We start from the raw sequence: 20,134 nt of genomic DNA on the forward strand, positions 1-20,134 counted from the left end.
GCGGGACAACCCGACTTTGTGGAACTAATTTAAAAATAGGCAATGGCAACGGATTATAAAACAGTGATGATAGAAAGCCCTAAAGGGTTCAACCAAAAATTTGATTTTGAGCCGGAGACCAACCGCTTCCGACTCAATAAAATATTGCCGGCGGGACTGGTGTTCCCGTTCGATTTTGGCATGATCCCGGGAACCAAAGGTGAAGACGGCGACCCGCTGGACATCATCGTGATTTCGGAGAGCGGCACGTTCCCGGGCTGCCTGATCAATTGCCGGATCATTGGTGCCCTGCAGGCCGAGCAAACGGAACGGGACGGCCAGACGCTGCGCAACGACCGGTTCCTAGGTGTGCCGGAAGTGTCTCAGTTGTTCTCTGATATTAACACACTGGACGAACTGCCGGATGCTATCTTGAACCAGCTGGAACATTTTTTTAAGAATTACAACCAACAGGCAGGCAAGCAATTCAAAGTAACCGCGCGCCTGAATGCGGCAGAAGCTGTTAAACTAATCAACTGAAACGATGGAACTCTTAGTAAAGCTCTTTGGCGAGGGGAAAGATTTGAACGCACTGCAAATGAGTGACCGGGGCGTTGTTATGTTCGTGATCGCGCTTATCCTCATCCGCATATCGGGGCGACGCTCATTCGGCGTTCGCTCGCCGCTGGATAATATTATCTCGATCTCGCTGGGCGCAGTAATGAGCCGCGCGATCGTCGGCGCCTCGGATTTCGTGCCGGTAGTGGTTTGCTGTTTCGTAATCGTGTTACTGCACCGGGTGGTGGGTGCATGGATCGCCCGCAGTAAAGCCTTCGCCAGCCTTATCGAAGGCGAAAAGATCCTGCTGTTCGAGAATGGGCAGTTTCTGGAAGACAATATGAAGAAAGCGCTAATCTGCCGGGAGGATTTGATGCAGGGCGTGCGCAAGTCTGCCATGACGGAAGAAATGTCCGGGATCGACAAGGTTTATATGGAAAGAAATGGCGAGATCAGCTCCATCAAAAAGTGATTTTTGGAACAGCTTTTGCATCATTCCGGGCGATAGAATTGCAGTCCTTCTATTATTTTTTTAACATTAAAATTTACAATTATGCCTACAAAAAACAACAAGCGGGCGGCTGCAGCAGCTGCGAGCCGTACTCCCGAAGCCGAAAGCGCTTTGAAAGAATTATTTGTTGATGCGTTAAAGGATATCTATTGGGCTGAGAAGCATTTAGCTGCGGCTTTGCCTAAACTGATCAAGGGTGCTACTTCAGAAGAATTGAAACAAACGATTACGACTCACCTGGAAGAAACCAAAAATCAGATCGTCCGCCTGGAAAGCGTGTTCAATTCGGTCGATGAAAAAGCTGTGGCTAAGAAATGTCTGGCCATGGAAGGTTTATTAAAAGAAGCTACCGAATTACTTTCTGATACGGAAAAAGGTACCGAAGTGCGCGACGTGGCCATTATATCTGCGGCGCAAAAAGTAGAGCACTATGAGATTGCTTCTTACGGTACGCTACGCACCTTAGCCGGCACTTTGGGTTACAGCCAGGCACAAAGCCTGCTGGACGAAACCTTAGCCGAAGAAAAAAATGCCGACAGCCTGTTAACCCAGGTGGCGGAGAATTATGTGAACGAAGCCGCTGAAGTGGAAGTAGAATAATTAATAGAACACGGTTTTACGAGGGGCCGCCGCGTGCGGCCCTTTGTTTTTATATCCTATTAAATATTACCATATGTCAAATACAGCCCGCCGCCCACCAAGAAAGCTAGGCTAATAGGAACTTCGCCGGTTTTTTATCAGTCACCTCCACCGGATCTATTGCGCCAAAAGTCAGTTAGCCAAAAAATTACCGGAACTCGCCAAAAGCTCGCATTTCCTGGACCTGGACCAGGCTGTCTTGGAAACGGTGGACGCCGTAAAAAACCAGCTGGAACGGATCAAAGCCATCTATATTAAGCTGGATAGTTTTTATCAGCCGGAAAGCTGTATCGGTTTGGCGGGCATATTGGATGAGGCATTTCAGTCGATCGGTGGCACGGATGATAGCGTATCGACTGAAGAACTGTCGATCATTTTTTACATGGTCAATATTGAATCAATTGAAAAGGCTTCCTTTGATACGATGATGGCGATCGCCGGTAAAATGGACGAGCGGGAAATCGTACAGCTGCTGCTGGAATCTTACGATGAAGCGCGCGAGGATAACCTGTTATTTAAGGAGATCATGGAAAATTACCTGTAATACCGCTGAAATTTTGACACCGGCACTGAAATTTTTTCAGCGTAAAACTGTAAATTTTTCAGGGCTAGTGCCTTGGCATAGTGCTTGTAATGAGGGTATTAGTTTAATTAATCTTTTGTTCAACAATTTTTTAAAGTAAAATTTAAAGGAGAATAGGCAATGACCTTAGTTAAATTCAAACCAACCAACAACACATTAATGCCAGGCTTTAATGATGTTTTTGATTCTATCTTCAATGATACCTTTTTCAGCGACCGCATGGTGGCCCGCGTACCTGCTGTCAACATCAGCGAAAGCGAAAACAATTACCATGTGGAACTGGCTGCGCCGGGCCTTAAAAAAGAAGATTTCAAGCTGAATCTGGAGCGCAACCAATTGAGCATTTCGGTAGAGCAGTCTGCTGAGCAGCAAGACCTGCAAAAAAATTACAGCAAACGCGAATACAGCTATAGCTCGTTTGTGCGTTCGTTCACGCTACCGGAAACTGCCGATCATGCGCAGATCGAGGCCAGTTACGTGGACGGCGTCTTGAAGATCGATATCGCTAAGCGCGAAGATGCCAAAGCGGTACGCCGCCAGATCGAAATCAAATAAGTGTATTAGTTTTTTATTCCGGGGCTCCTGCTTGCAGGAGCCTTTGGTATTTAATGCTTATGGAAACACAGTTTTATATCCTGTTAAGCCTGAAAACTACGCAGGGCTATGTGGATTACGGGCAGTATTTTTTCGGGAATGACCGCGAAGCGGCCTACGGTTTATTCCGGCAGTTGAAGGGTGATCCGGACATGGTGGCCAGTTGCCCGCTGCACATCGATCTGATGGAGACGGTTAACGACCTGCCGGTGAAAATGAAAAGTATGTGCTGTACGCTGGAGGAACTCGGCTTCAACTGCAAACTGATTGCTAAAGAGATCTTCCGTTTGAAGAATCTAGAGGAGATGCTATGAAAGCGAAGATCGGATTTTACAGTTCACTGTTATTTTCACTGCTTTTTTGTGTACAGCTGGTTGATGGCATTTTATTGTTGGCCAGAAAGATCCACCAGGTGCCTGTCAGTCACCGGAACGTCCTGGTGATCGGCTTTTTGCTTTGGTTTGGTTCGCTGGTGGCCGACCGGGATGATGACTGGGCCGGGCAAATTTAAGTATCATGGGCTGGTTTCATGCGGAACAGTTTATCGGTATTGGTGTTGTATAAAAAAACATAACCATGGCTGAACTACCTGACTTAACCGTATTTTCCCGCATCCTCACCCGTAAGTTTAAAGGCCAAAAACTGGCCAAACTGGAAGTGATGGTAGCGAAGAAATTGAACGTTACGGTTGCCGAGCTGACCGCCGCGTTGGAAGGCCGCGAGCTGGAAGAAGTTGAACGGGAAGGAAAAACGTTACAGTTCCGCTTTTCCGGCGGCCAGGTGCTGGGGCTGCACTTAATGTTGCGCGGTGAACTGGTGGAACTGGAAAGTGATGAGGTGCCCCGATTCCAGATCCTGGCTTTCCATTTTAAAAACGGGACAGGTTTTGCGGTAGTGGATATGCAGAAACAGGCAACCCCAACGTTGAACCCCAAACCAGTGGAAGCGCCGGATGCCCTATCGCTGGATAAAGCTTACTTTACCGGACTATTGGCTAAAAAAGGGACGGTGATTAAGACGCTGCTCATGGATCAGCATTTCATCCGCGGGATCGGTAACTCTTATGCAGACGAGATCCTGTATCATGCGGGTATTTCGCCGTTTTCGGTGGCTAGGGCCTTGCCGGAGAAAGTTGCGTCGCAATTGTTTAAGAGCCTTGGCCTCGTGCTCCGGAAAGCTATCAAAGAAATAGAGGAAGCTAATGGGGATGAGCTGAGAGGGGAATTAAAAGATTTTATGGAGGTACATAGCCCGAAACTGAAGCAAACTGCTAAAGGGGAAAAGATTAAATCGGAGAAGATCGGTGGCCGGACAACCTATTATACAGAGACGCAGGGGCTGTTTCATTAAGTACTATAGAGGTATCGGGTCAGTGCGGCAAACAATTCCGGGTTTGAATTGCTTTGTTGATATTCGCGCACACCGCAACGCTTTTAGCATTAGGAAGTTGAGGGAACACAACCATTTAGCCGACCGGAAAATCGGCTGTATTCCTATAGAGTAAAATGAATAAAGCGTTATTAGCCTTAAAGGCCATATTAGCCAAAAGAAACCTCGTGTTTTTGCCCCTGGTCATTGTTTCAGTGATCGCACTGATCTTATTGAATTATTATACGATCAAGATCATTTCCAGCGCCCGTGCTTATGTTAACGGGGAATCCCAGTATTCCAAAAGCCAGAAGGATGCTTCCGCTCATCTGATCAATTATGTTTACCGGGCTGATGCTTCGGATTACCGGCTGTTCCTGGAGGATCTAAGTGTGCCGCTAGGCGACCGGAAGGCGAGGATAAACCTCATCAGTGCGTCCGATCAGCAAATTATCCGAGACGGCTTTTTAAAAGGCAAAAATCATCCGGATGATATCGCGGATATGATCTGGTTGCACCACCGTTTCCACGGGCTGGCAGCTTTCAAATATGCGCTGAAGACCTGGGAAGAAGGCGACGAACTGGTTGGCCGGTTGCTGGAAACTGGTAAGTCAATCCACCGAATGCAAAATTTGAAAAACCTGACGGAGGCGCAAAAGCGTTTACTGGTTAATCAGATCAACCGGCTTTCAGCACAGTTAACCGCTAAAGAGGAAGAATTCTCCGGTCAGTTCGGGTTCATTTCACGGGGAGCTGATCATTATATCTTCATTTGCAATTGTTTGCTGACCCTGGTCATCTTTGGCTGCTCGCTGGCCTATGCGGACCGGATGATCCGGATGCTGGCACGTTTAAACCATGAGGTTGCTGATAAAAATGAAGCGCTGACGGATACCAATGAACGCCTGGATAAAATGATGTTTACTGTTACCCATGACCTGCGCTCGCCGCTGGCAACAGTAAGCAGTTTGATCGGCTTGCTGGAGGAAGAAACAGATCCGGTGGCTAAAGCTAGTTATTTATCGATGATGAAGAACTGTATCACGCGCCAGGATGAATTTATCAGCGCGATGCTGAATGCGGAGGCAGAAAATCAGACAGCACGGGAATGCGACCTGGTTCAATTGTTCACCGATATTCATACGCAGCATTACCTGGATGCCGCCGGCAGGGCGGTAGATTTCCGGATCTCGCTCGGGGTGACCCAGGTAAAATCGCCACCGCTTAAACTGAAAACCATTTTTAATAATCTCGTGTCAAACGCGATCAAATACTTTGATTATACGAAGGACACGCCAGTGGAAATCACCATCGTATCCAGAAGGGAGGGCCCGCAGGTTATCCTGGAAGTACGCGATAACGGCCTGGGTATCGCCAAAAGCAACCAGCGAAAAATATTTGACAAATTCTTTATGGCCCAGCGTAACCGCGCGAGTACCGGGCTGGGACTTTACCTCGTGAAAGAAGCGGTTAAGGAATTACATGGAAGCATTGAAGTAAATTCGGAGTTGGGAAAAGGCAGTGTTTTCACCGTCAGGATCCCTGCTTAGCATCTCCTTCGAGCGTGTTAAGATCGTCGGTCAGCGCAGTGATCTCGATGATGACCTGGTCAAGGTCTTCGGCAGCTCCTTTCAGCATCGGTATGATCTCCGCATTAGGCGAATCATTCAATTCACAAAGCTGCACCAGTCCCAGTATGCTGGCCAGCGGTGCGCGGACCCGGTGGGACTGGATCCAGGCGATTTCCCGCAGGCGCTTGTTCTGGTCTTCGATCTTACGGAGGTGCTGTTGCGATTCGGTAATGTCACGCAGGAAGCAATTCACACCGATGACGGCATTATGCTGGTCGCGGATCGGGTTAAAACTAAGCTCTTCGTAAACCTGCCTGCCACCGGTTTCCCGCTGACGGACAAGGCTGAATGCTTCGCCGCTGAAAGCCCGTTCGTAGCTCTCAAAAAACACCTTTACCCTTTCCTGTACGAAATCAGCGTTGCTTACCTCACCCTCGTCTTTGCCGGTTAATTCTTTCACCCGGTCCCAGAAAGCCTGGTTGCCTGTAATGATCCGGGAATTCCGATCAACTGACCAGATCAGGTCACGGGTGTTATTGATGATCGCCCGGAGGTTCTGCCCGTCATTATAAATTTTTTCCTGGATCTTTTTTTGTTTGGTGATATCAACGAAATAGACGGCAATACCTTCCCTGGTCGGATAAACATTCATGGAACCCCAGACGCCGAGCGGCGCGTAAAGTTCCTCGAAATGCACGCTTACCCTCTCTTTCATTGCCCGCTCATATTCGGCATAGAACTGGCCATCACGGGAGCGTGGAAAGAAGTCCCAGAGATTCTTGCCGATGATCTCCGCCCGGGTGCAGGCCAGGGCTGTTTCAGCGGCTTTGTTGATAAAGGTGACTTCCCAGTTACTGTTGAGCGCATAAAATCCGTCAGTGATGCTATCCAGGATGTTCTCCAACTCGGAGGTTTTTTCGGCCAGCGCCGTTTCGGTGCGGACCTTCTGATCGATATCGATGACCAGCGTTTGTTTGGCCGGAACGCCTTCAAAGACGATGTGGTGCGAAAAAACGCGCACGTAAAAATCCTCCCCGTTCTTTTTGCGGTGCAGCCAGCGACCGGCATCGGCATAGCGGTCCGGGATACTCCCGACGGCAGCCAGGAAGGCGGGGACCTCTTCCGGCGGCCGGATATCGGTGATCTTTAATTGTAAGAATTCATCCGAATTGTAACCATATTGGACAGTAGCAGCGGTGTTGACCGCCAAAAAACGGAAATCGGAGCTGTCGAAAATAAACATGGGCACAGGGACATCTTCGAATAAGCGGCGGTAGTCGTCCCGGGTCTTCCGTATCTTGCGGGCGTGGCGGCCGATCCCAAAATATAGCGTAAAACTGACCAGCAGCAGGATGGCAAAATTAATCAGGCTCCTGAAAAGACCCGGATGGGCCGGTTGCAGTTCCATCGCCAAGAGATTGATCAGCGGGTCAGCAAGCAAAGCCCAGACCATTGCGGCGCCGATGATGATCAACGGTATTTTAAATTTAGACAAGCGCTCCATAACCCCACCTCTTTTACGTAAAACTACACCCCAGAGTTGTAAAGTTAGTGATTTAGGATTGAAGTTTTCGCCTTAAAGATACTTGCCAAGGTATGGGGCAGTACGGCTTTGTTTGACTTTAACGATGTCTGCCGGAGTACCTGCAGCCACGATCTTACCGCCATTTTCGCCGGCGCCGGGGCCGATATCAATTACCCAGTCGCTTTCCGCGATCACGTGCATATCATGTTCTACCAGGACCACCGTGTTGCCGGCAGCCACCAGGCGGTTGAGCTGGAGCATCAGCCGTTCCACATCTGAAGGATGTAAGCCGGTAGTTGGTTCGTCGAGCACATATAAGGTTTGGCCGTGCTGGGCGCGCTGCAGTTCCGTCGCCAGCTTGATGCGCTGGGCTTCACCGCCGGAAAGTTCGGTTGCAGGCTGGCCCAAACGCAGGTAACCGAGGCCTACTTCCCTGACCACTTCCAGCACGCGGCTGACGGCCGGGTCTTCGTCAAAAAAGTTCGCCGCTTCGTCTACGGTCATGCCCAGCACCTCGGCAATGCTTTTATCCTTGTATTGAATTTCCAGTGTTTTAGGATTATAGCGTGTTCCGCCGCACGTCGGGCAGGGCGTATAAACGCTGGGCAGGAATAACAGTTCGACCATGACCATGCCTTCGCCTTCACAATGTGGGCAGCGGCCTTTGACAACGTTGAACGAAAAGCGCCCGGCATCGTATTTACGGCTTTTGGCCATCGGTGTAGCGGCGAATAATTTGCGTACATGATCAAAAAGGCCGGTATAGGTGGCCAGGTTGGAGCGCGGCGTCCGGCCGATCGGTTTCTGATCAACAACCACCAGCCGTTTGATATTTTTCATGCCGGCGGCGATCTGGCCGCCGAGGGTCACGACCTCTTCATGCTCCAACGGATCGGCTTCATTGTCAACGGAAATATCCACCTTTAAGCCTAATTGTTCAGCAACGAGTTCCACTAACACCTGGCTGACCAGGGTGCTTTTGCCCGAACCGGAAACACCGGTCACGCTGGTGAGGACCCCTAAAGGAAAAGCTGCATCCAGCTTGTCGAGGTTGTTGCGGGTAATACCTTCCAGTTTTAGCCAGCCGCCGGGGATTCTGGAGTCGCTGGCTGGTTTTGGTATATCATCATAAATATAATGACGGGTAAGCGAAGCCTCGACTTTTTTCAAGCCTTCCGGTAGGCCACTGTATAAAATATGCCCGCCTTTTTCTCCTGCCGCGGGGCCGACATCGACGATCCAGTCGGCATGGCGAATGACATCGATCTCATGCTCGACCACAAAGAGCGAATTGCCCGAGGCCTTTAGTTTATCGAGCGCGCGTAACAGTGCTTCGGTATCGGCCGGGTGCAAGCCGGCTGACGGTTCATCCAGCACATATACTACGCCGAATAAATTGGAGCGGACCTGCGTGGCCAGCCTAAGCCGCTGCAGTTCACCGGGGGATAAGGTCGGTGTGCTTCTTTCGATGGTCAGGTAGCCTAAACCGAGGTCGAGCATCACCTGAACCCGTGCAAGGAAATCTTCGGCGATGCGCTGGGCTACCACCACTTTCTCGGGATGTTTAGCTTCCAGTTTTTTCAGCGCAGGTGTTTTGCCCGTCGCATAAGGCTCGAAAATAATGGCCAGCTTATTCAATGCCAGCCTGGATATTTCGGCAATATCATAACCGGCGAATTTGACAGAAAGCGATTCTTGTCGTAAGCGTTTACCCTGACAAAGCGGGCATTCGCTGCTGAGCATATACTGGCTGACGCGTTTTTTCATCAGCGCGCTTTGCGTATTGGCGAAGGTATGGCGGACATAACGGCGGGCACCGGTAAAGGTGCCCATATAATCCGGCTGGCGTTTATTTTTGATGAAGCGCTGGATTTCTTCATGGGTATAGCCCGAATAGACCGGTACCACGGGCTGTTCTTCGGTGAACAAGATCCAGTCTTTATTTTTCCTGGACATATCTTTCCACGGCGTATCGATACTGATGCCCATGGTGGTCAGGATGTCGCGCTGGTTCTGTCCCTGCCAGGCCGAGGGCCAGGCGGCAATAGCTTTCTCCCGGATCGTGAGCGTATCGTCCGGTACCATGGTTTTCTCGGTGATCTCGTAGATCTTGCCCAGCCCATGACATTCCGGGCAGGCCCCCTCCGGCGTATTCGGCGAAAACGATTCGGCGTAAATGATGCCTTGTCCATCAGGGTAATCGCCGGCACGGGAGTACAGCATCCTCAGTAGATTGGATAGTGTAGTTACACTGCCGACCGAAGAGCGGGTCGATGAACCGCCGCGCTGCTGCTGTAAAGCTACGGCCGGCGGCAAGCCTTCGATCTCGTCTACTTCCGGGATAGCCATCTGATTGAACAGGCGGCGGGCATAAGGGGAAACGGATTCCAGATATCTTCTTTGCGCCTCAGCATATAAGGTGCCAAACGCGAGCGAAGATTTACCCGAACCGGAAATACCGGTAAATACCACCAGGGCATCACGCGGTATCTCCAGGCTGATATTTTTAAGGTTATGCTCCCTGGCGCCCTTGACCTTTACAAATCCCGTAAACTCCATTAATAATCTTTATTTGCGTAAGGCCTTCATCACCGTGCCGGCTACCAGGCCGCCGAACGTATACCAGGCCACCGTTAATACTTTAGTCTTGTCTGTTCGGGTAACGGGTGCATCACTTAAGCCCATAGGCTTGGTCAGTGTCAGCGCACCGATACCGGCGGCTAGGCCGGTGGCCAGGCCGATATAAGGCAATTGCTTTTTTTTTCCGTAACCGATCAGGCTGTAATAGGCGGCATTACTGATGAGATCGGCAGCCATGGTGGCCGCAAATAAATTATCGCCGGTCGGCGGCTCGATACTTATCTTTTCTAGTCCCTTGGATAATGCTTCCTCACCCATAAGGTCGACACGCGGCGCATCATGGTCGAATTGTTTGACCGCTTGGTGTAGAACGTTCAAGGCGACCGCTCCGGCAATGCCGCCGATCAAACTGCTGAGTACTTTTGTCATATTAATGGTTTTGCTTTTTGCTAATGTCTTGCTCCATATAGGTCGCGATCTTCATCACGCTTTGCCTTTATTATCCCAATGGTCCTTAATGACCTTGCCTGTTTTATCAGTGATCAGCCGTCGGGCAAAGCGCTCGCCTTTGATATTGCCATCAGCGTCGGCTTTTCCCATAAACAACAAAACGGGCCGGCCCAATGCGTCAGTTCTGAAGGCGAGGTCATAGCGGCCAAAACGTTCGTGGATAAACTGTTCGGGCGCGTAGGGTTTATGCAGTACTTTGAGTATTTCAGGTCCGAGTTTCATACTGTCGGGAGATGTGAAAGCCCCTTGAGTGGCTTTCGTTATTTTTTTAGTGCCAGATTTTTTTCGACCGTCGCCCGCTCATTAGTTCCGGTCGACTTTTTAGCTGCTGATACGGCTTTGGCCGACGTGCCTTCTTTTTTTGCTTCGTACTTTAATTCGTGCGGTTGCTCTGATATGGAGTTGCGTTCCACTTTTAATCCTCTGGTTGCCATAGTTTGATATTTAACTGTATTTGTTCAACAAGCGATAGATCGGATGGTTTTCAATCATTCCTATTGCTTGGCAAGGTGAACCAAAAGGTGCTGCCGTAGCCGGGCTGACTGTCTACACCGATCTCGCCGCCGTGTTTTTTAATGATTTCGGCGGATATGTACAAACCCAGCCCCAGACCGGAATATTGTTCACCGCTCTGATCAGCCCGGTAAAAGCGATCGAAAAGGTGCGGGATCTTTACCGCGGCAATACCAGGCCCTTTATCGATCACAGCCACTTTGACAGAGGTTGACTGTTGCTCAACCCGGATGATGATCTGTTTTGATCGCGGCGCGTACTTAACCGCGTTGTTGACAAAGTTAACTACAACGCGTTGGATACGTTCAGCGTCGCCTTCGACTTCCAGATCCTTGTCACCTTCGGTTACCAGGTGATAGGCTCCGGCCGCCGTAACGTGCAGGCAGCATTCGTCGATGGCCTTGGATAAATTAAAGCGGGCCTTTTTTAAATGCAACTGCCCTTCGGCAACGCGGCCGGCATTGAGCAGTTCATCCACCAGCGTGGTGACTTTGTCCATACTTTTAACAGCCTGCTGCACCATGGTGGTGAACATCGCTGTCGGCGTGTCTTTCATGCGTTCGAGCACCTGCAAGGAGCCTTTTAACGAAGTAAGCGGGGTTTTGAGTTCATGGCTGGCGATGCTGATAAAGTCGTCTTTTTCTCTTTCGGCCAGCTTATCTCGGGTAATATCATATAATGTGCCTAACACTTTTTCTTTGCCGGCCGATGTCCTTTCCGCCTTGCCCTGGAAATTGATCCATTTGATGATGCCGTCCTGCGTGCGGATGCGGCCCTGAAAATCAAAGTTCTCGCCGGGTTTGATCGTAGTAAGTAAGTTTTGTAATTGCTCACAGTCGTCCGGCAGGAACAAGTCTAATAGTGTTTCCTCGTCGCAAACCTGTTGCCGGTCGGTCAGACCAAACAGGCGGTCAAAACCTTCGGAGCGTGTGATTTTGCGGTCCTGCAGGTCAAGTTCCCAGACGGCCATTTTTGAATATTGCAGGGCCGTATTGAGCTTTTGCTCACTCTCCTGCAACTGTTTCCAGGCCGTAAAATCGTCCAGTATAGTGTAAGCGTATGAAACATCGCTTTCTTTAAAGGCAATGGTGGTTACGTGCACCCAGGCTAGCGAGCCGTCCTTTTTATTGATACAGGCATCCAGGTGAAAATTGGGCTTAAATTTGTGCCACATGGCATCCTGCAGTTCGTGCCAGTGCTGCTTATCTTCTGCACAGGCATAATCAAGTATCTTGGTACCTACCAGCTCATCTGCACTATAACCCATCAGGTCAGCCAGAGCATCATTGACCCTCAAAATGGTCAGATCGCTGTCAATGATCTTACTGGCGGCTGAGGTTAAGCGAAAGATCGCTTCGAACCGCTCGTCGCATTCGGCGAATTTATCCTGGTAATCGTTGGGGTTCAAATTAGTTTCCATAGCTCTCAATCTTTAACAGCCAAATCATTTCATGGTTTGAGCCGGGCAGCGCTTAAATTACTATTTTGAAAAAAAATTAACTTTTGAGAAACAAGCTGTTGGTTCGGGGTGTTATTCCTATACCAATTAAATTTTTACATTATGGAAAACAATAACGGAGGATCATTTGATCGAAATGATCAGAATCAGCGCACTGGTTCAGGAGAACAAAATGCTCAGGGCATTGACCAGCAAAACATGAACAGGGTTAATCAGCAGGAGCAACAGGCTGACAGCAGCGGCAATAATGAAAGCTGGAGCCCGGGCCAAAGCAGCGGAATCAATAATAATCCGCAGGAACAGCAATCAGGAAACAACAGCCAGGGAAATTTAGCTGCGGCTAATAACAACAATAATGAGCGCTGGAGTCCGGGTCAGAACAGCGGCAGCCAGCAGGAACAGCAATCGGCAGGAGGCGCCGACTACCGTGATCAGGATGCGCAACGTACGGACATGGACTCCGATCAGGGCGATCTGGATGAGACGGATCGCAGCAACGATTCACAGTTATAATTCGTTGTGTCGAAAGCATGAGCCATGATGGTCGTCATGGCTCTCTGTATTTTAACGGGCCGGACCTTTCAATTCACGGGCAGTAAAGATTTTACTTTATCCAACAACTGCTCCAAGTCAAATGGCTTGGGAATAAAGTCAGTTGCGCCGGCATTCATGGCGATATCCTTACCGTCGGTGCTGGCTGATATGACCAGTACTGGCAGATCTTTGGTTTGCGCGTTCGCCCGCAGGTTATGCAATACCTGGTCACCGGATAAAACCGGCATCCACAGGTCAAGCACGATCAGGTCCGGCTTTTCCTTGCTGACCAGGTTCGCGACATTCAGGCTGTTGATCTCCGGTATCGTTTCAAACCCTTCGCTACCCAGTACCAGGTCGACCAGATCGAGTATACCTTCATCATCATCACAGATCAGGATCTTAGCTGACATTTTCCGCTCCTTTCGCATCCTCTAGTGGCAGGGTAAAACTAAAGGTGGAGCCTTTGCCAGGTTCGCTTTCTACCCAAAGCGAACCGCCGTGATTTTTGATGATCTCGGCGCAAACGTAGAGGCCGATGCCCATCCCGGGAAAATGTTGCTGGATATCCCGAACGCGGTAGAAGCGTTCGAAGATCTTTTGCTGCTCATCACGGGAGATCCCCATACCACGATCAGTGATCGCCACTTTAATAAAGTCACTGAGTACAGAAAGGTGAACCTGTACCTGTCGATGATCGGGTGAGTATTTGACGGCGTTGCTCAGCAAGTTGGTCACTACCTGGGTGATATGCGATTCATCCCCGTTAAATCGGCAGTTTGTTTCGCCATTAATAATGATCTCGTGCGTATGAGTTCCGTGACGGATCGTGTCTACCGCTTCGTGAACCATGTGGTCAAAGTCGAAAGGATCTTTATGTAATTCAATGTTTCCCGACTGGATACGGGATACATCAAGCAGCTCGCCGATCAGGTTATTCAGCCTGTTTACGTACAGTGCTATTCTTTCCACAGCATTCAACAGTTTTTCATCGGCGTTACCAGGTATCAGACGTTTGATAATTTGCACATACCCCTTGATAGTGGTTAGCGGTGTTTTTAATTCATGGCTGGCGATCGACAGGAAATCATCTTTTCGCTGCTCGATCGACCGGCGTTCGGTAATATCCTCGATCGCGATAAGGATACGGTCTTTGTACTGGCCCTCCAGTTCGATACGGTGTGCATTGACCAACATCAGTTTTTTACCGATATGTGGAAAATCATGCGTTACTTCAAAATCAATTACCGGATTATTGGTCGGCAATATCTGCTGAAGTAAGCGGCGCAACTCCTCTATGTCCCACTGGCCGTTACCCAGCGCGAACAGGCTTTTTCCTTCGGTCTCTTCCCGGGAAACTTTAAAGGTGCGCAGGAAATGGTCATTCACGGTGATCACTTCATAGCCAGGGGTCAGCACAATAAGGCTTTCACGAACAGTCTGCACGATACTGGCCAGGTATTCTTCGCTTTCGCGCAGGCTCTGGGTGCGTTCGGCAATCCGCTGTTCCATTTTGGCCTGGTTAGTGCGCAGTTCATCCTCGGCTTTTTTCCGGCGGGTGACATCATTTTGGACACCGACAAAATAGGTCACTTCGCCCTGCTCGTCTTTGATCGGCGACAGGTAAAGCTCGTTCCAAAAAAGCGTGCCGTCCTGCTTATAGTTGCGGATATCGACCACGCAGCTTTCCCCTTTTGCTATGGCCAGGCGCAGCTTTTCGCGCTCAGGCTGGTTACGGTCGTCCTTTTGCAGGAAACGGCAATTATGACCGATGATGTGTGTCCGGGAATAGCCCGTGATCTGCTCAAAAGCTTTATTGCAATAAATGATCGGGTTATCCGGCTGACGGTTATCGGTAATGATAATGCCGGATAGCGAAGCATCGAGCGCCTGTTTCAGCAACTCGAAATCATTTTTTATATTTTCGTTGGAAAAAGTAAATTCCCCTTTATTGGAAGTATCCACAGCTGACTAATCGTTAAAATAATGGCTTAATAACCAAGATTATTAACGCTTTGTTTGGCCGCAGACGCTTTTGCCTTATATATTATCGCCTGAGGTAACGTACTTAGAAGCGATCAGCAACACCAGGGTACGGTCGGCTTTGGCTTCGTCATAGTTTTCTTTCAATAATTGTTTAACCTGATTATTTTTCAGTTTTACGGCGGCCATTTGGAGGATCTGGAAGGAGGCCATTTCCATACTTTCGATATTATGCAAATAGAAAGCGATCGAGAGGTCACGCAGTTCCGGGTCGGCTTTGTGCGTATTGATGGTTTCAAACGCGTCATCCACCAGACCGGCCAGGCCGCTGTGCCGCCCGTCATTCATACGCGCGTCTAGTAACTCGTAGATAACTTCCATGCGGGCCATTTGCTTTTCCACGTCTCCGGCAGTCTCATTGATGGCCGCTTTAAGGTCAGCAAAATGAACTTCGCCGGCAATTTTTGGTAAACGCGTAACCAGGTGCGCTTTGGCAGCATAGATCTTATCCAGGTGGGTAATAAAAAATGTTTTTAGTTTTTTAGATCCTAAATTGATCTTTTGTTCCGGCTTTGATCTGTTGGGTTGCTCGCTCATAAGTAGTAATAAGCTACTAAGATAGTATTGCCTTCCTGATTATACCAATAAAGATTTGACCTGCATGACCATGTCGGTGATATCGAAAGGTTTGGAGATAAATCTATCCGCACCGCATTCGCTGGCTAATATAGCAAGGTCCGCTTCCCCCGAAACCAGGATAACAGGTAATTCTCGGTCTTTATACTTTGATTTGATCTCGGCGCAGATCTGCGCGCCGCTTTTTGCACTGCCGGCTATACGTACGTCAAGCAGGATCAGGTCCGGGTGTATAACCTGGATATGTTCGGCGGCATCGCCATTGTTAGAAATCACCACATTATAACCTTCCTCCTGAAATATAATATTCAGGATCTCCAAAATTTCTTCATCATCATCGATCACTAAAATTCGCTTGGTCATGTTGCTTTGTTTTATTCAGTGGTGCAATAGGCAGTCCAAATGCTGAAAGCAACGTTAAAAGCATAATATATTTTCCCGACAAGCGCAAACATCAACTTTTTTAAAGAAAAAGCGGATGGGAGTGATCCGGCGTTGACCTCACGCGACGAATAATTTACAACTTATGCGTTATAAATGCTACAACGGCGTTGGCTGAATCGGCAAATGCGACAAAAAACAACAACCTCATAAGATATGACGGAGCCCAGAAAATTTAACTCAAGTTGCTTATCTTTAACGCATGATCAGCGCTAATGCTTTTGGTTTATTTGATGATGACCTTCCCGGTCAACGGGATTCGGCGGAATGGTTACTGGAGACATTGCTACGCGCAGGAGCCAGGCCACCAAAGGTCCCACTTAAAGACAAAATACTGGCGCGCCTTAATTTTGCCGGCGAGGAGCTCGACTTGAATCATTTACCGCCAACCGGCAAATATGCCAACCACCTGAGCTGGCTGAAAGTCATGACGCCATTAATGCCCCCCGAGCCGGTTGAATCATTGTTCATACATGAGTTTCGCCGCGATGATCAGTACGTCCAATCGTTGGTCGTTGCTAAAGTCGACGTTCCCGAAGAGGTCCATGATACCTATGCGGAAAGTTTTTTTATCTTGGAAGGGCGCTGCGCCTGCACCATCGGTAACCAGGTATTTGAGCTCGCCGCAGGCGATTACCTGGACATCCCCCTACATGTGCGGCATGATGTCCATTTGCTGACCCCGCAGGTAACCGCCGTTTTGCAATATGCTTACACGGCCGATATCAGACTACTTTAATAAAATCGGGTAATGTAAACCAGAAAGTGGAGCCTTTGCCCTCCTCACTGGTCACACCGATCTCGCCGCGGTGCTGTTTAACGATCTCCGCGCAGATATAAAGTCCCATGCCCAGGCCGGAATAATGCTGGGAATTTTCATGCACTCGGAAGAAGCGGTCAAAAACCAGCGGTTGTTTTTCAGCCGGGATGCCAATACCCTGGTCGCTGATGGCGCACCGGAACTGGTTTTCCTCTTTGGCCAAGTTGATGCTGACCGGCTTATCTTTTGGCGAATATTTGAGCGCGTTGATCAGCAGGTTCAGAAGCACCTGTTCGATGCGGACACGGTCCGCCCATACGACCAGCTCCAGGTCTGTTTCCAGCCGGATGATCCGCTCCGGGTACTGCAACCGGATCTCCCCGATACATTCCTCCAGGGATTCATTAAAGAGATACCTGGAAGGATTCAACTCGAGCTTCCCAAACTGTATCTTATTAATATCAAGCAGATCATTAACGATCCCGGTCAGGCGGACGGCCTGCTTGTTGGCCTTGGTAATGAAAGGCAGCGTTTGGCCCAGGCCTTCGGTTTGTTCGGTCATACGCTGTAGGATCTGCAGGGAAGCTTTCATCGTGGTGATCGGCGTTTTCAGCTCATGGCTGGCGATCGTAAAAAACTCGTCCTTTTTACGGGTGAGTTCTTCCATGGCCAGTTTGGCCAGCTCCTGGTCATGAATATCGGTCATAGCGCCGATATAACCGCTGAAGTCCGGGTTAAAAACGGGTTGTGCGCTGTCTAGCATCCAGCGGTAGGCATCAGAACGAATATCTTTGAATCGGTATTTGGACTGGTATGGCTTTTTGTTTTCGTTGGCTTCTTTAAAAGCCGCGGCAGCCTGCGTCCGGTCGTCGGGGTGGATGTCGGCCAGCCAGTCGCCAAAGGTTGTTTTTTCCGCCGTGATGCCGGTGTAGGCCCGCCAGGTATCATTCACAAAGATGGTTTCGCCGCGTTCATTCGTTTGCCAGATGAGCAGGGAGTTGGTGTTGGCCAGGGTCCTGAAATGAGCCTCACTGGCTGTAAGCGCATCCTGCGCGCATTTTTGCTCATGAATGTCGGTACTCGATCCCACCCACATGATCACCTGGCCTTCACTGTTCTTGCAGACGCAGACGCGGGTTAAGTGCCAGCGGTATTCGCCGTCATGCCGGCGTAGCAGTTGCTCGATCTCCAGATCCTCCTGCCGGGCTACGGCTTCCTGCCAGATCACGGAAACCCTGGCCAGATCATCAGGGTGAATAGCGTCCCAGATTTTTGCCTTTAAGGACTCAAAACCATCGGCGCCGATATAATCATACCAGCCGCGATTATAATAAGTTGCCTGACCGTCCGGGCCGGAGGTCCATAGTTTATGCGGGATGGCATCTGTGATGAAACGGAAACGGTCGTCACTCAGTTTGAGTTCCCGGTTAGCCTTCATCAGGCCGGTGACCTCAAAAGAAAAAGTCACCACGCCGTCGATCTTGCCCTGCTCATCGTAATACGGCTCCAGTACGAAATCGTACCAAGTATCCACCTGTTCGCCGGTACCGTAGCGGTCATGCAGGATATGAAAAGCCTTGCCGGTGAAGGATTTTCCGGACTCGTAAACGTGACGGAAGACAGCGGGCTTAAAATCGGTTTTCATCATGGCTAACGATTCTTCCATGCTCTTACCGATGATTTCCGGATCGCCCATGCTGATCTGCTCCAGCGCGATCTTGTTGGCAAAGGTCAGTTTGAGTTCCGGCCCACGCCTGATCAGGATAGCAGCCGGGGCTGTCATGAAAACCCGCAGCATTTCTGCTTGCTGCTGGATGAGTTGTTCGGCTAATAGTTTCTCTCTTTTCTCCGCCTCCCGGTGCGCCGTAATGTTTAACGCGTAACCCACTACTTCACCGTCACCTTCCTCCGGTAGCATCGCTGAACCCAGTAATACATTGATGCGCTGCCCATTTTTGCAGATATATTCTTTTTCAAAGGGTTCGCAGGCACCTGTTTCCCGTAACTGTCGGATGGCCTGCTCGGTTACCTCCGCATATTCAGGAGCGCTTAATTCCCGCCAGTTGATCAGGCCTGCACTCAGGTCTTCCTGGGTGTAACCGATCATGGCTAAAAAGGCATCATTAGCCTGTTTGACACTGCCATCCATATTAGCGATCAGCAAGGGGATCATGCCGGATTCGTATATTTTGTCAAAACGAAGCTCGCTGACTCGGCTGCGGGAAACGGCGACTTTTTGCCGGTATTCCGACCGGTAAAGTTTAAAGAGCAGGAATAAAGCAAATCCCAGCGCGGCCACGGTGGTCAGGAGCAAAAGGTTTGCAGGCGTATTATAAGCGGTACGGCTGTAGAGCAGCCAGCCAAGTAGGACCGTCAGCCCCAGGAACGGAAGAAAATGCCGGTTATAAAACCGGATGGCGGCCTTACCGGAGTGGGTGCTGTCTTTTTTGAGCAGGGCTGACAACAGTTGGTTTCCCTTATTAAATGGCATCATTGTTCAATAATTTAAAACATGGTTTAATAAAGAAACCGGTTTGATATAATTAGGCACCGGTAAAAATAGTCATTTAGCATACTACGCTTTTATCATTATTGTTTTTTATTATTTAAATTTCATCGGGTTAGCCAGCGATTCCTTTTCGATTCAGTTTGATCTTCTGTTTCCGATAGCGGCAGTTCCGTAAATCCTTAAAATCAGTTGATTCCAGCTATCAGTTAAATTTCCTTTCCTTTTAATTAAACAAAGCCTATTTCCACTTGTTGTAAAAGCTCTGAGCCGATCCTTCCAGCTACGATTTACTCTGACCATTTAAGACCTCAAATAATATATTTTACCTATGAAAAAAGAATCCGGGGAACCGAAATTCAGTACCAAAACTACGCCGAAGGAGCAACCGGCTCTTTTGGAATTATTTACCGATGGCATTAAGGACATTTACTGGGCGGAGAACCACCTGGTCAAGAGTCTGCCGAAAATGATCAAGGCCGCAACATCCAAGAAACTGGCGGCAGCGATCGAAAATCACTTGGTTGAAACACAGGGCCATGTGAGCCGGCTCGAGCAAGTATTTGAACTGCTGGGCGAAAAAGTGCAGGCGCAGAAATGTGACGCGATGGAAGGCCTGGCTAAAGAAGGCGAAGCGATCATTGAAAGTACCGAAGCCGGTACCGCTACACGCGATGTCGGTATCATCCTGGCTTCGCAAAAGGTGGAGCATTACGAGATCGCGAGCTATGGCGGCTTGCACCAGTTGGCAATCACCCTGGGGTTGGAAAAGGTGGCCGAACTATTGGCCCAGACGCTTACCGAAGAGAAGGCCGCGGATGAAAAATTAACCGAAGTGGCGGAAGCCGATATCAACTATAGCGCTGCTGACGAAGCTTAAAAAT

At 49.3% G+C, this 20,134-nt stretch carries 22 protein-coding genes and 1 pseudogene; 12 read left to right on the top strand and 11 right to left on the bottom strand.

Going from position 1 to position 20,134, the window contains the following annotated elements; translation table 11 throughout:
* The first annotated feature begins 42 nt into the window (after window positions 1-42).
* The 9 genes and pseudogenes from AC59JT_RS06790 (at window position 43) to AC59JT_RS06830 (ending at window position 5,782) form a co-directional block, all read left to right on the top strand.
* Window positions 43-519, top strand: a complete 477-nt coding sequence (locus AC59JT_RS06790; protein WP_497397092.1) for an inorganic diphosphatase — start codon at window positions 43-45, stop codon at window positions 517-519.
* Between the two features lie 4 nt (window positions 520-523).
* Window positions 524-1,009 (top strand): DUF421 domain-containing protein, encoded by a 486-nt coding sequence (locus tag AC59JT_RS06795; protein ID WP_497397094.1) that lies wholly within the window; start codon window positions 524-526, stop codon window positions 1,007-1,009.
* 81 nt (window positions 1,010-1,090) lie between these two features.
* Complete coding sequence (locus tag AC59JT_RS06800; protein WP_497397096.1) at window positions 1,091-1,648, top strand: YciE/YciF ferroxidase family protein; 558 nt, start codon at window positions 1,091-1,093, stop codon at window positions 1,646-1,648.
* A gap of 133 nt (window positions 1,649-1,781) precedes the next feature.
* Window positions 1,782-2,231 (top strand): annotated as a pseudogene (locus AC59JT_RS06805) (DUF892 family protein); the annotation flags it as partial.
* Window positions 2,232-2,390: 159 nt separating this feature from the next.
* Window positions 2,391-2,825, top strand: coding sequence for an Hsp20/alpha crystallin family protein (locus tag AC59JT_RS06810; RefSeq protein WP_497397098.1), 435 nt, complete (start codon window positions 2,391-2,393; stop codon window positions 2,823-2,825).
* Window positions 2,826-2,884: 59 nt separating this feature from the next.
* Window positions 2,885-3,178: a hypothetical protein gene (locus AC59JT_RS06815; RefSeq protein ID WP_497397100.1), complete on the top strand. Its 294-nt coding sequence runs from the start codon at window positions 2,885-2,887 to the stop codon at window positions 3,176-3,178.
* On the top strand, window positions 3,175-3,375 hold the full coding sequence (locus AC59JT_RS06820; protein WP_497397102.1) for a hypothetical protein: 201 nt from the start codon (window positions 3,175-3,177) through the stop codon (window positions 3,373-3,375). The genes AC59JT_RS06815 and AC59JT_RS06820 overlap by 4 nt, the downstream gene beginning before the upstream one ends.
* Window positions 3,376-3,440: 65 nt before the next feature.
* Window positions 3,441-4,214, top strand: coding sequence for a DNA-formamidopyrimidine glycosylase family protein (locus AC59JT_RS06825; protein WP_497397104.1), 774 nt, complete (start codon window positions 3,441-3,443; stop codon window positions 4,212-4,214).
* 155 nt (window positions 4,215-4,369) lie between these two features.
* Window positions 4,370-5,782 carry a sensor histidine kinase gene (locus AC59JT_RS06830; RefSeq protein WP_497397106.1) on the top strand — a complete coding sequence of 471 codons (1,413 nt, stop codon included), beginning with the start codon at window positions 4,370-4,372 and terminating at the stop codon, window positions 5,780-5,782.
* Here AC59JT_RS06830 and AC59JT_RS06835 read toward each other — a convergent pair.
* The 6 genes from AC59JT_RS06835 to AC59JT_RS06860 form a co-directional block, all read right to left on the bottom strand.
* On the bottom strand, window positions 5,766-7,307 hold the full coding sequence (locus tag AC59JT_RS06835; protein WP_497397108.1) for a PAS domain S-box protein: 1,542 nt from the start codon (window positions 7,305-7,307) through the stop codon (window positions 5,766-5,768). The genes AC59JT_RS06830 and AC59JT_RS06835 overlap by 17 nt on opposite strands.
* A gap of 72 nt (window positions 7,308-7,379) precedes the next feature.
* Window positions 7,380-9,887, bottom strand: coding sequence for an excinuclease ABC subunit UvrA (gene uvrA / locus AC59JT_RS06840; protein WP_497397110.1), 2,508 nt, complete (start codon window positions 9,885-9,887; stop codon window positions 7,380-7,382).
* A 9-nt stretch (window positions 9,888-9,896) separates the two neighbouring features.
* Complete coding sequence (locus AC59JT_RS06845; protein ID WP_497397112.1) at window positions 9,897-10,337, bottom strand: hypothetical protein; 441 nt, start codon at window positions 10,335-10,337, stop codon at window positions 9,897-9,899.
* A gap of 54 nt (window positions 10,338-10,391) precedes the next feature.
* Window positions 10,392-10,640 carry a hypothetical protein gene (locus AC59JT_RS06850; RefSeq protein WP_497397114.1) on the bottom strand — a complete coding sequence of 83 codons (249 nt, stop codon included), beginning with the start codon at window positions 10,638-10,640 and terminating at the stop codon, window positions 10,392-10,394.
* Between the two features lie 38 nt (window positions 10,641-10,678).
* Window positions 10,679-10,852 (bottom strand): hypothetical protein, encoded by a 174-nt coding sequence (locus AC59JT_RS06855; protein ID WP_497397116.1) that lies wholly within the window; start codon window positions 10,850-10,852, stop codon window positions 10,679-10,681.
* A gap of 50 nt (window positions 10,853-10,902) precedes the next feature.
* Window positions 10,903-12,351 (bottom strand): ATP-binding protein, encoded by a 1,449-nt coding sequence (locus AC59JT_RS06860; RefSeq protein WP_497397118.1) that lies wholly within the window; start codon window positions 12,349-12,351, stop codon window positions 10,903-10,905.
* A 237-nt stretch (window positions 12,352-12,588) separates the two neighbouring features.
* Between AC59JT_RS06860 and AC59JT_RS06865 the strand changes: the two genes are divergently transcribed.
* Window positions 12,589-12,903, top strand: a complete 315-nt coding sequence (locus AC59JT_RS06865; protein WP_497397120.1) for a hypothetical protein — start codon at window positions 12,589-12,591, stop codon at window positions 12,901-12,903.
* A gap of 68 nt (window positions 12,904-12,971) precedes the next feature.
* Here the strand turns inward: AC59JT_RS06865 and AC59JT_RS06870 are convergent, their stop codons facing one another.
* The 4 genes from AC59JT_RS06870 to AC59JT_RS06885 all read right to left on the bottom strand — a co-directional run bounded on the left by AC59JT_RS06870 (window position 12,972) and on the right by AC59JT_RS06885 (window position 15,906).
* On the bottom strand, window positions 12,972-13,337 hold the full coding sequence (locus AC59JT_RS06870) for a response regulator transcription factor (RefSeq protein WP_497397122.1): 366 nt from the start codon (window positions 13,335-13,337) through the stop codon (window positions 12,972-12,974).
* Complete coding sequence (locus tag AC59JT_RS06875) at window positions 13,327-14,889, bottom strand: sensor histidine kinase (protein ID WP_497397124.1); 1,563 nt, start codon at window positions 14,887-14,889, stop codon at window positions 13,327-13,329. Before AC59JT_RS06875 ends, AC59JT_RS06870 begins: the two co-directional genes overlap by 11 nt.
* A 75-nt stretch (window positions 14,890-14,964) precedes the next feature.
* Window positions 14,965-15,504 (bottom strand): DUF892 family protein, encoded by a 540-nt coding sequence (locus tag AC59JT_RS06880; RefSeq protein WP_497397126.1) that lies wholly within the window; start codon window positions 15,502-15,504, stop codon window positions 14,965-14,967.
* A gap of 39 nt (window positions 15,505-15,543) precedes the next feature.
* A complete protein-coding gene (locus AC59JT_RS06885; RefSeq protein ID WP_497397128.1) occupies window positions 15,544-15,906 on the bottom strand; it encodes a response regulator in 363 nt (120 codons plus the stop codon).
* A gap of 280 nt (window positions 15,907-16,186) precedes the next feature.
* Here AC59JT_RS06885 and AC59JT_RS06890 point away from each other — a divergent pair, with 280 nt between their 5' ends.
* Window positions 16,187-16,723: a cupin domain-containing protein gene (locus AC59JT_RS06890; RefSeq protein ID WP_497397130.1), complete on the top strand. Its 537-nt coding sequence runs from the start codon at window positions 16,187-16,189 to the stop codon at window positions 16,721-16,723.
* On the opposite strand, the gene AC59JT_RS06895 is transcribed toward AC59JT_RS06890, so the two are convergent.
* Window positions 16,710-19,238, bottom strand: coding sequence for a PAS domain-containing sensor histidine kinase (locus AC59JT_RS06895; protein WP_497397132.1), 2,529 nt, complete (start codon window positions 19,236-19,238; stop codon window positions 16,710-16,712). The genes AC59JT_RS06890 and AC59JT_RS06895 overlap by 14 nt on opposite strands.
* 343 nt (window positions 19,239-19,581) lie before the next feature.
* Between AC59JT_RS06895 and AC59JT_RS06900 the strand changes: the two genes are divergently transcribed.
* Entirely contained in the window at window positions 19,582-20,130 is a 549-nt protein-coding gene (locus tag AC59JT_RS06900) for a YciE/YciF ferroxidase family protein (RefSeq protein WP_497397134.1), read from the top strand.
* Window positions 20,131-20,134: the final 4 nt, after the last annotated feature.

The organism is Mucilaginibacter sp. A3364 (genome assembly GCF_059690715.1).

Bases quoted from the DNA above. Each gene is read 5' to 3' on its own strand.
- AC59JT_RS06820 (WP_497397102.1), top strand. From the start codon at position 3,175: ATGAAAGCGAAGATCGGATTTTACAGTTCACTGTTATTTTCACTGCTT.
- AC59JT_RS06895 (WP_497397132.1), bottom strand. From the start codon at position 19,238: ATGATGCCATTTAATAAGGGAAACCAACTGTTGTCAGCCCTGCTCAAA.
- AC59JT_RS06870 (WP_497397122.1), bottom strand. From the start codon at position 13,337: ATGTCAGCTAAGATCCTGATCTGTGATGATGATGAAGGTATACTCGAT.
- AC59JT_RS06790 (WP_497397092.1), top strand. From the start codon at position 43: ATGGCAACGGATTATAAAACAGTGATGATAGAAAGCCCTAAAGGGTTC.
- AC59JT_RS06845 (WP_497397112.1), bottom strand. From the start codon at position 10,337: ATGACAAAAGTACTCAGCAGTTTGATCGGCGGCATTGCCGGAGCGGTC.
- AC59JT_RS06795 (WP_497397094.1), top strand. From the start codon at position 524: ATGGAACTCTTAGTAAAGCTCTTTGGCGAGGGGAAAGATTTGAACGCA.
- AC59JT_RS06865 (WP_497397120.1), top strand. From the start codon at position 12,589: ATGAACAGGGTTAATCAGCAGGAGCAACAGGCTGACAGCAGCGGCAAT.
- AC59JT_RS06800 (WP_497397096.1), top strand. From the start codon at position 1,091: ATGCCTACAAAAAACAACAAGCGGGCGGCTGCAGCAGCTGCGAGCCGT.
- AC59JT_RS06850 (WP_497397114.1), bottom strand. From the start codon at position 10,640: ATGAAACTCGGACCTGAAATACTCAAAGTACTGCATAAACCCTACGCG.
- AC59JT_RS06815 (WP_497397100.1), top strand. From the start codon at position 2,885: ATGGAAACACAGTTTTATATCCTGTTAAGCCTGAAAACTACGCAGGGC.
- AC59JT_RS06835 (WP_497397108.1), bottom strand. From the start codon at position 7,307: ATGGAGCGCTTGTCTAAATTTAAAATACCGTTGATCATCATCGGCGCC.
- AC59JT_RS06830 (WP_497397106.1), top strand. From the start codon at position 4,370: ATGAATAAAGCGTTATTAGCCTTAAAGGCCATATTAGCCAAAAGAAAC.
- AC59JT_RS06885 (WP_497397128.1), bottom strand. From the start codon at position 15,906: ATGACCAAGCGAATTTTAGTGATCGATGATGATGAAGAAATTTTGGAG.
- AC59JT_RS06855 (WP_497397116.1), bottom strand. From the start codon at position 10,852: ATGGCAACCAGAGGATTAAAAGTGGAACGCAACTCCATATCAGAGCAA.
- AC59JT_RS06825 (WP_497397104.1), top strand. From the start codon at position 3,441: ATGGCTGAACTACCTGACTTAACCGTATTTTCCCGCATCCTCACCCGT.
- AC59JT_RS06810 (WP_497397098.1), top strand. From the start codon at position 2,391: ATGACCTTAGTTAAATTCAAACCAACCAACAACACATTAATGCCAGGC.
- AC59JT_RS06880 (WP_497397126.1), bottom strand. From the start codon at position 15,504: ATGAGCGAGCAACCCAACAGATCAAAGCCGGAACAAAAGATCAATTTA.
- uvrA (WP_497397110.1), bottom strand. From the start codon at position 9,887: ATGGAGTTTACGGGATTTGTAAAGGTCAAGGGCGCCAGGGAGCATAAC.
- AC59JT_RS06860 (WP_497397118.1), bottom strand. From the start codon at position 12,351: ATGGAAACTAATTTGAACCCCAACGATTACCAGGATAAATTCGCCGAA.
- AC59JT_RS06890 (WP_497397130.1), top strand. From the start codon at position 16,187: ATGATCAGCGCTAATGCTTTTGGTTTATTTGATGATGACCTTCCCGGT.
- AC59JT_RS06900 (WP_497397134.1), top strand. From the start codon at position 19,582: ATGAAAAAAGAATCCGGGGAACCGAAATTCAGTACCAAAACTACGCCG.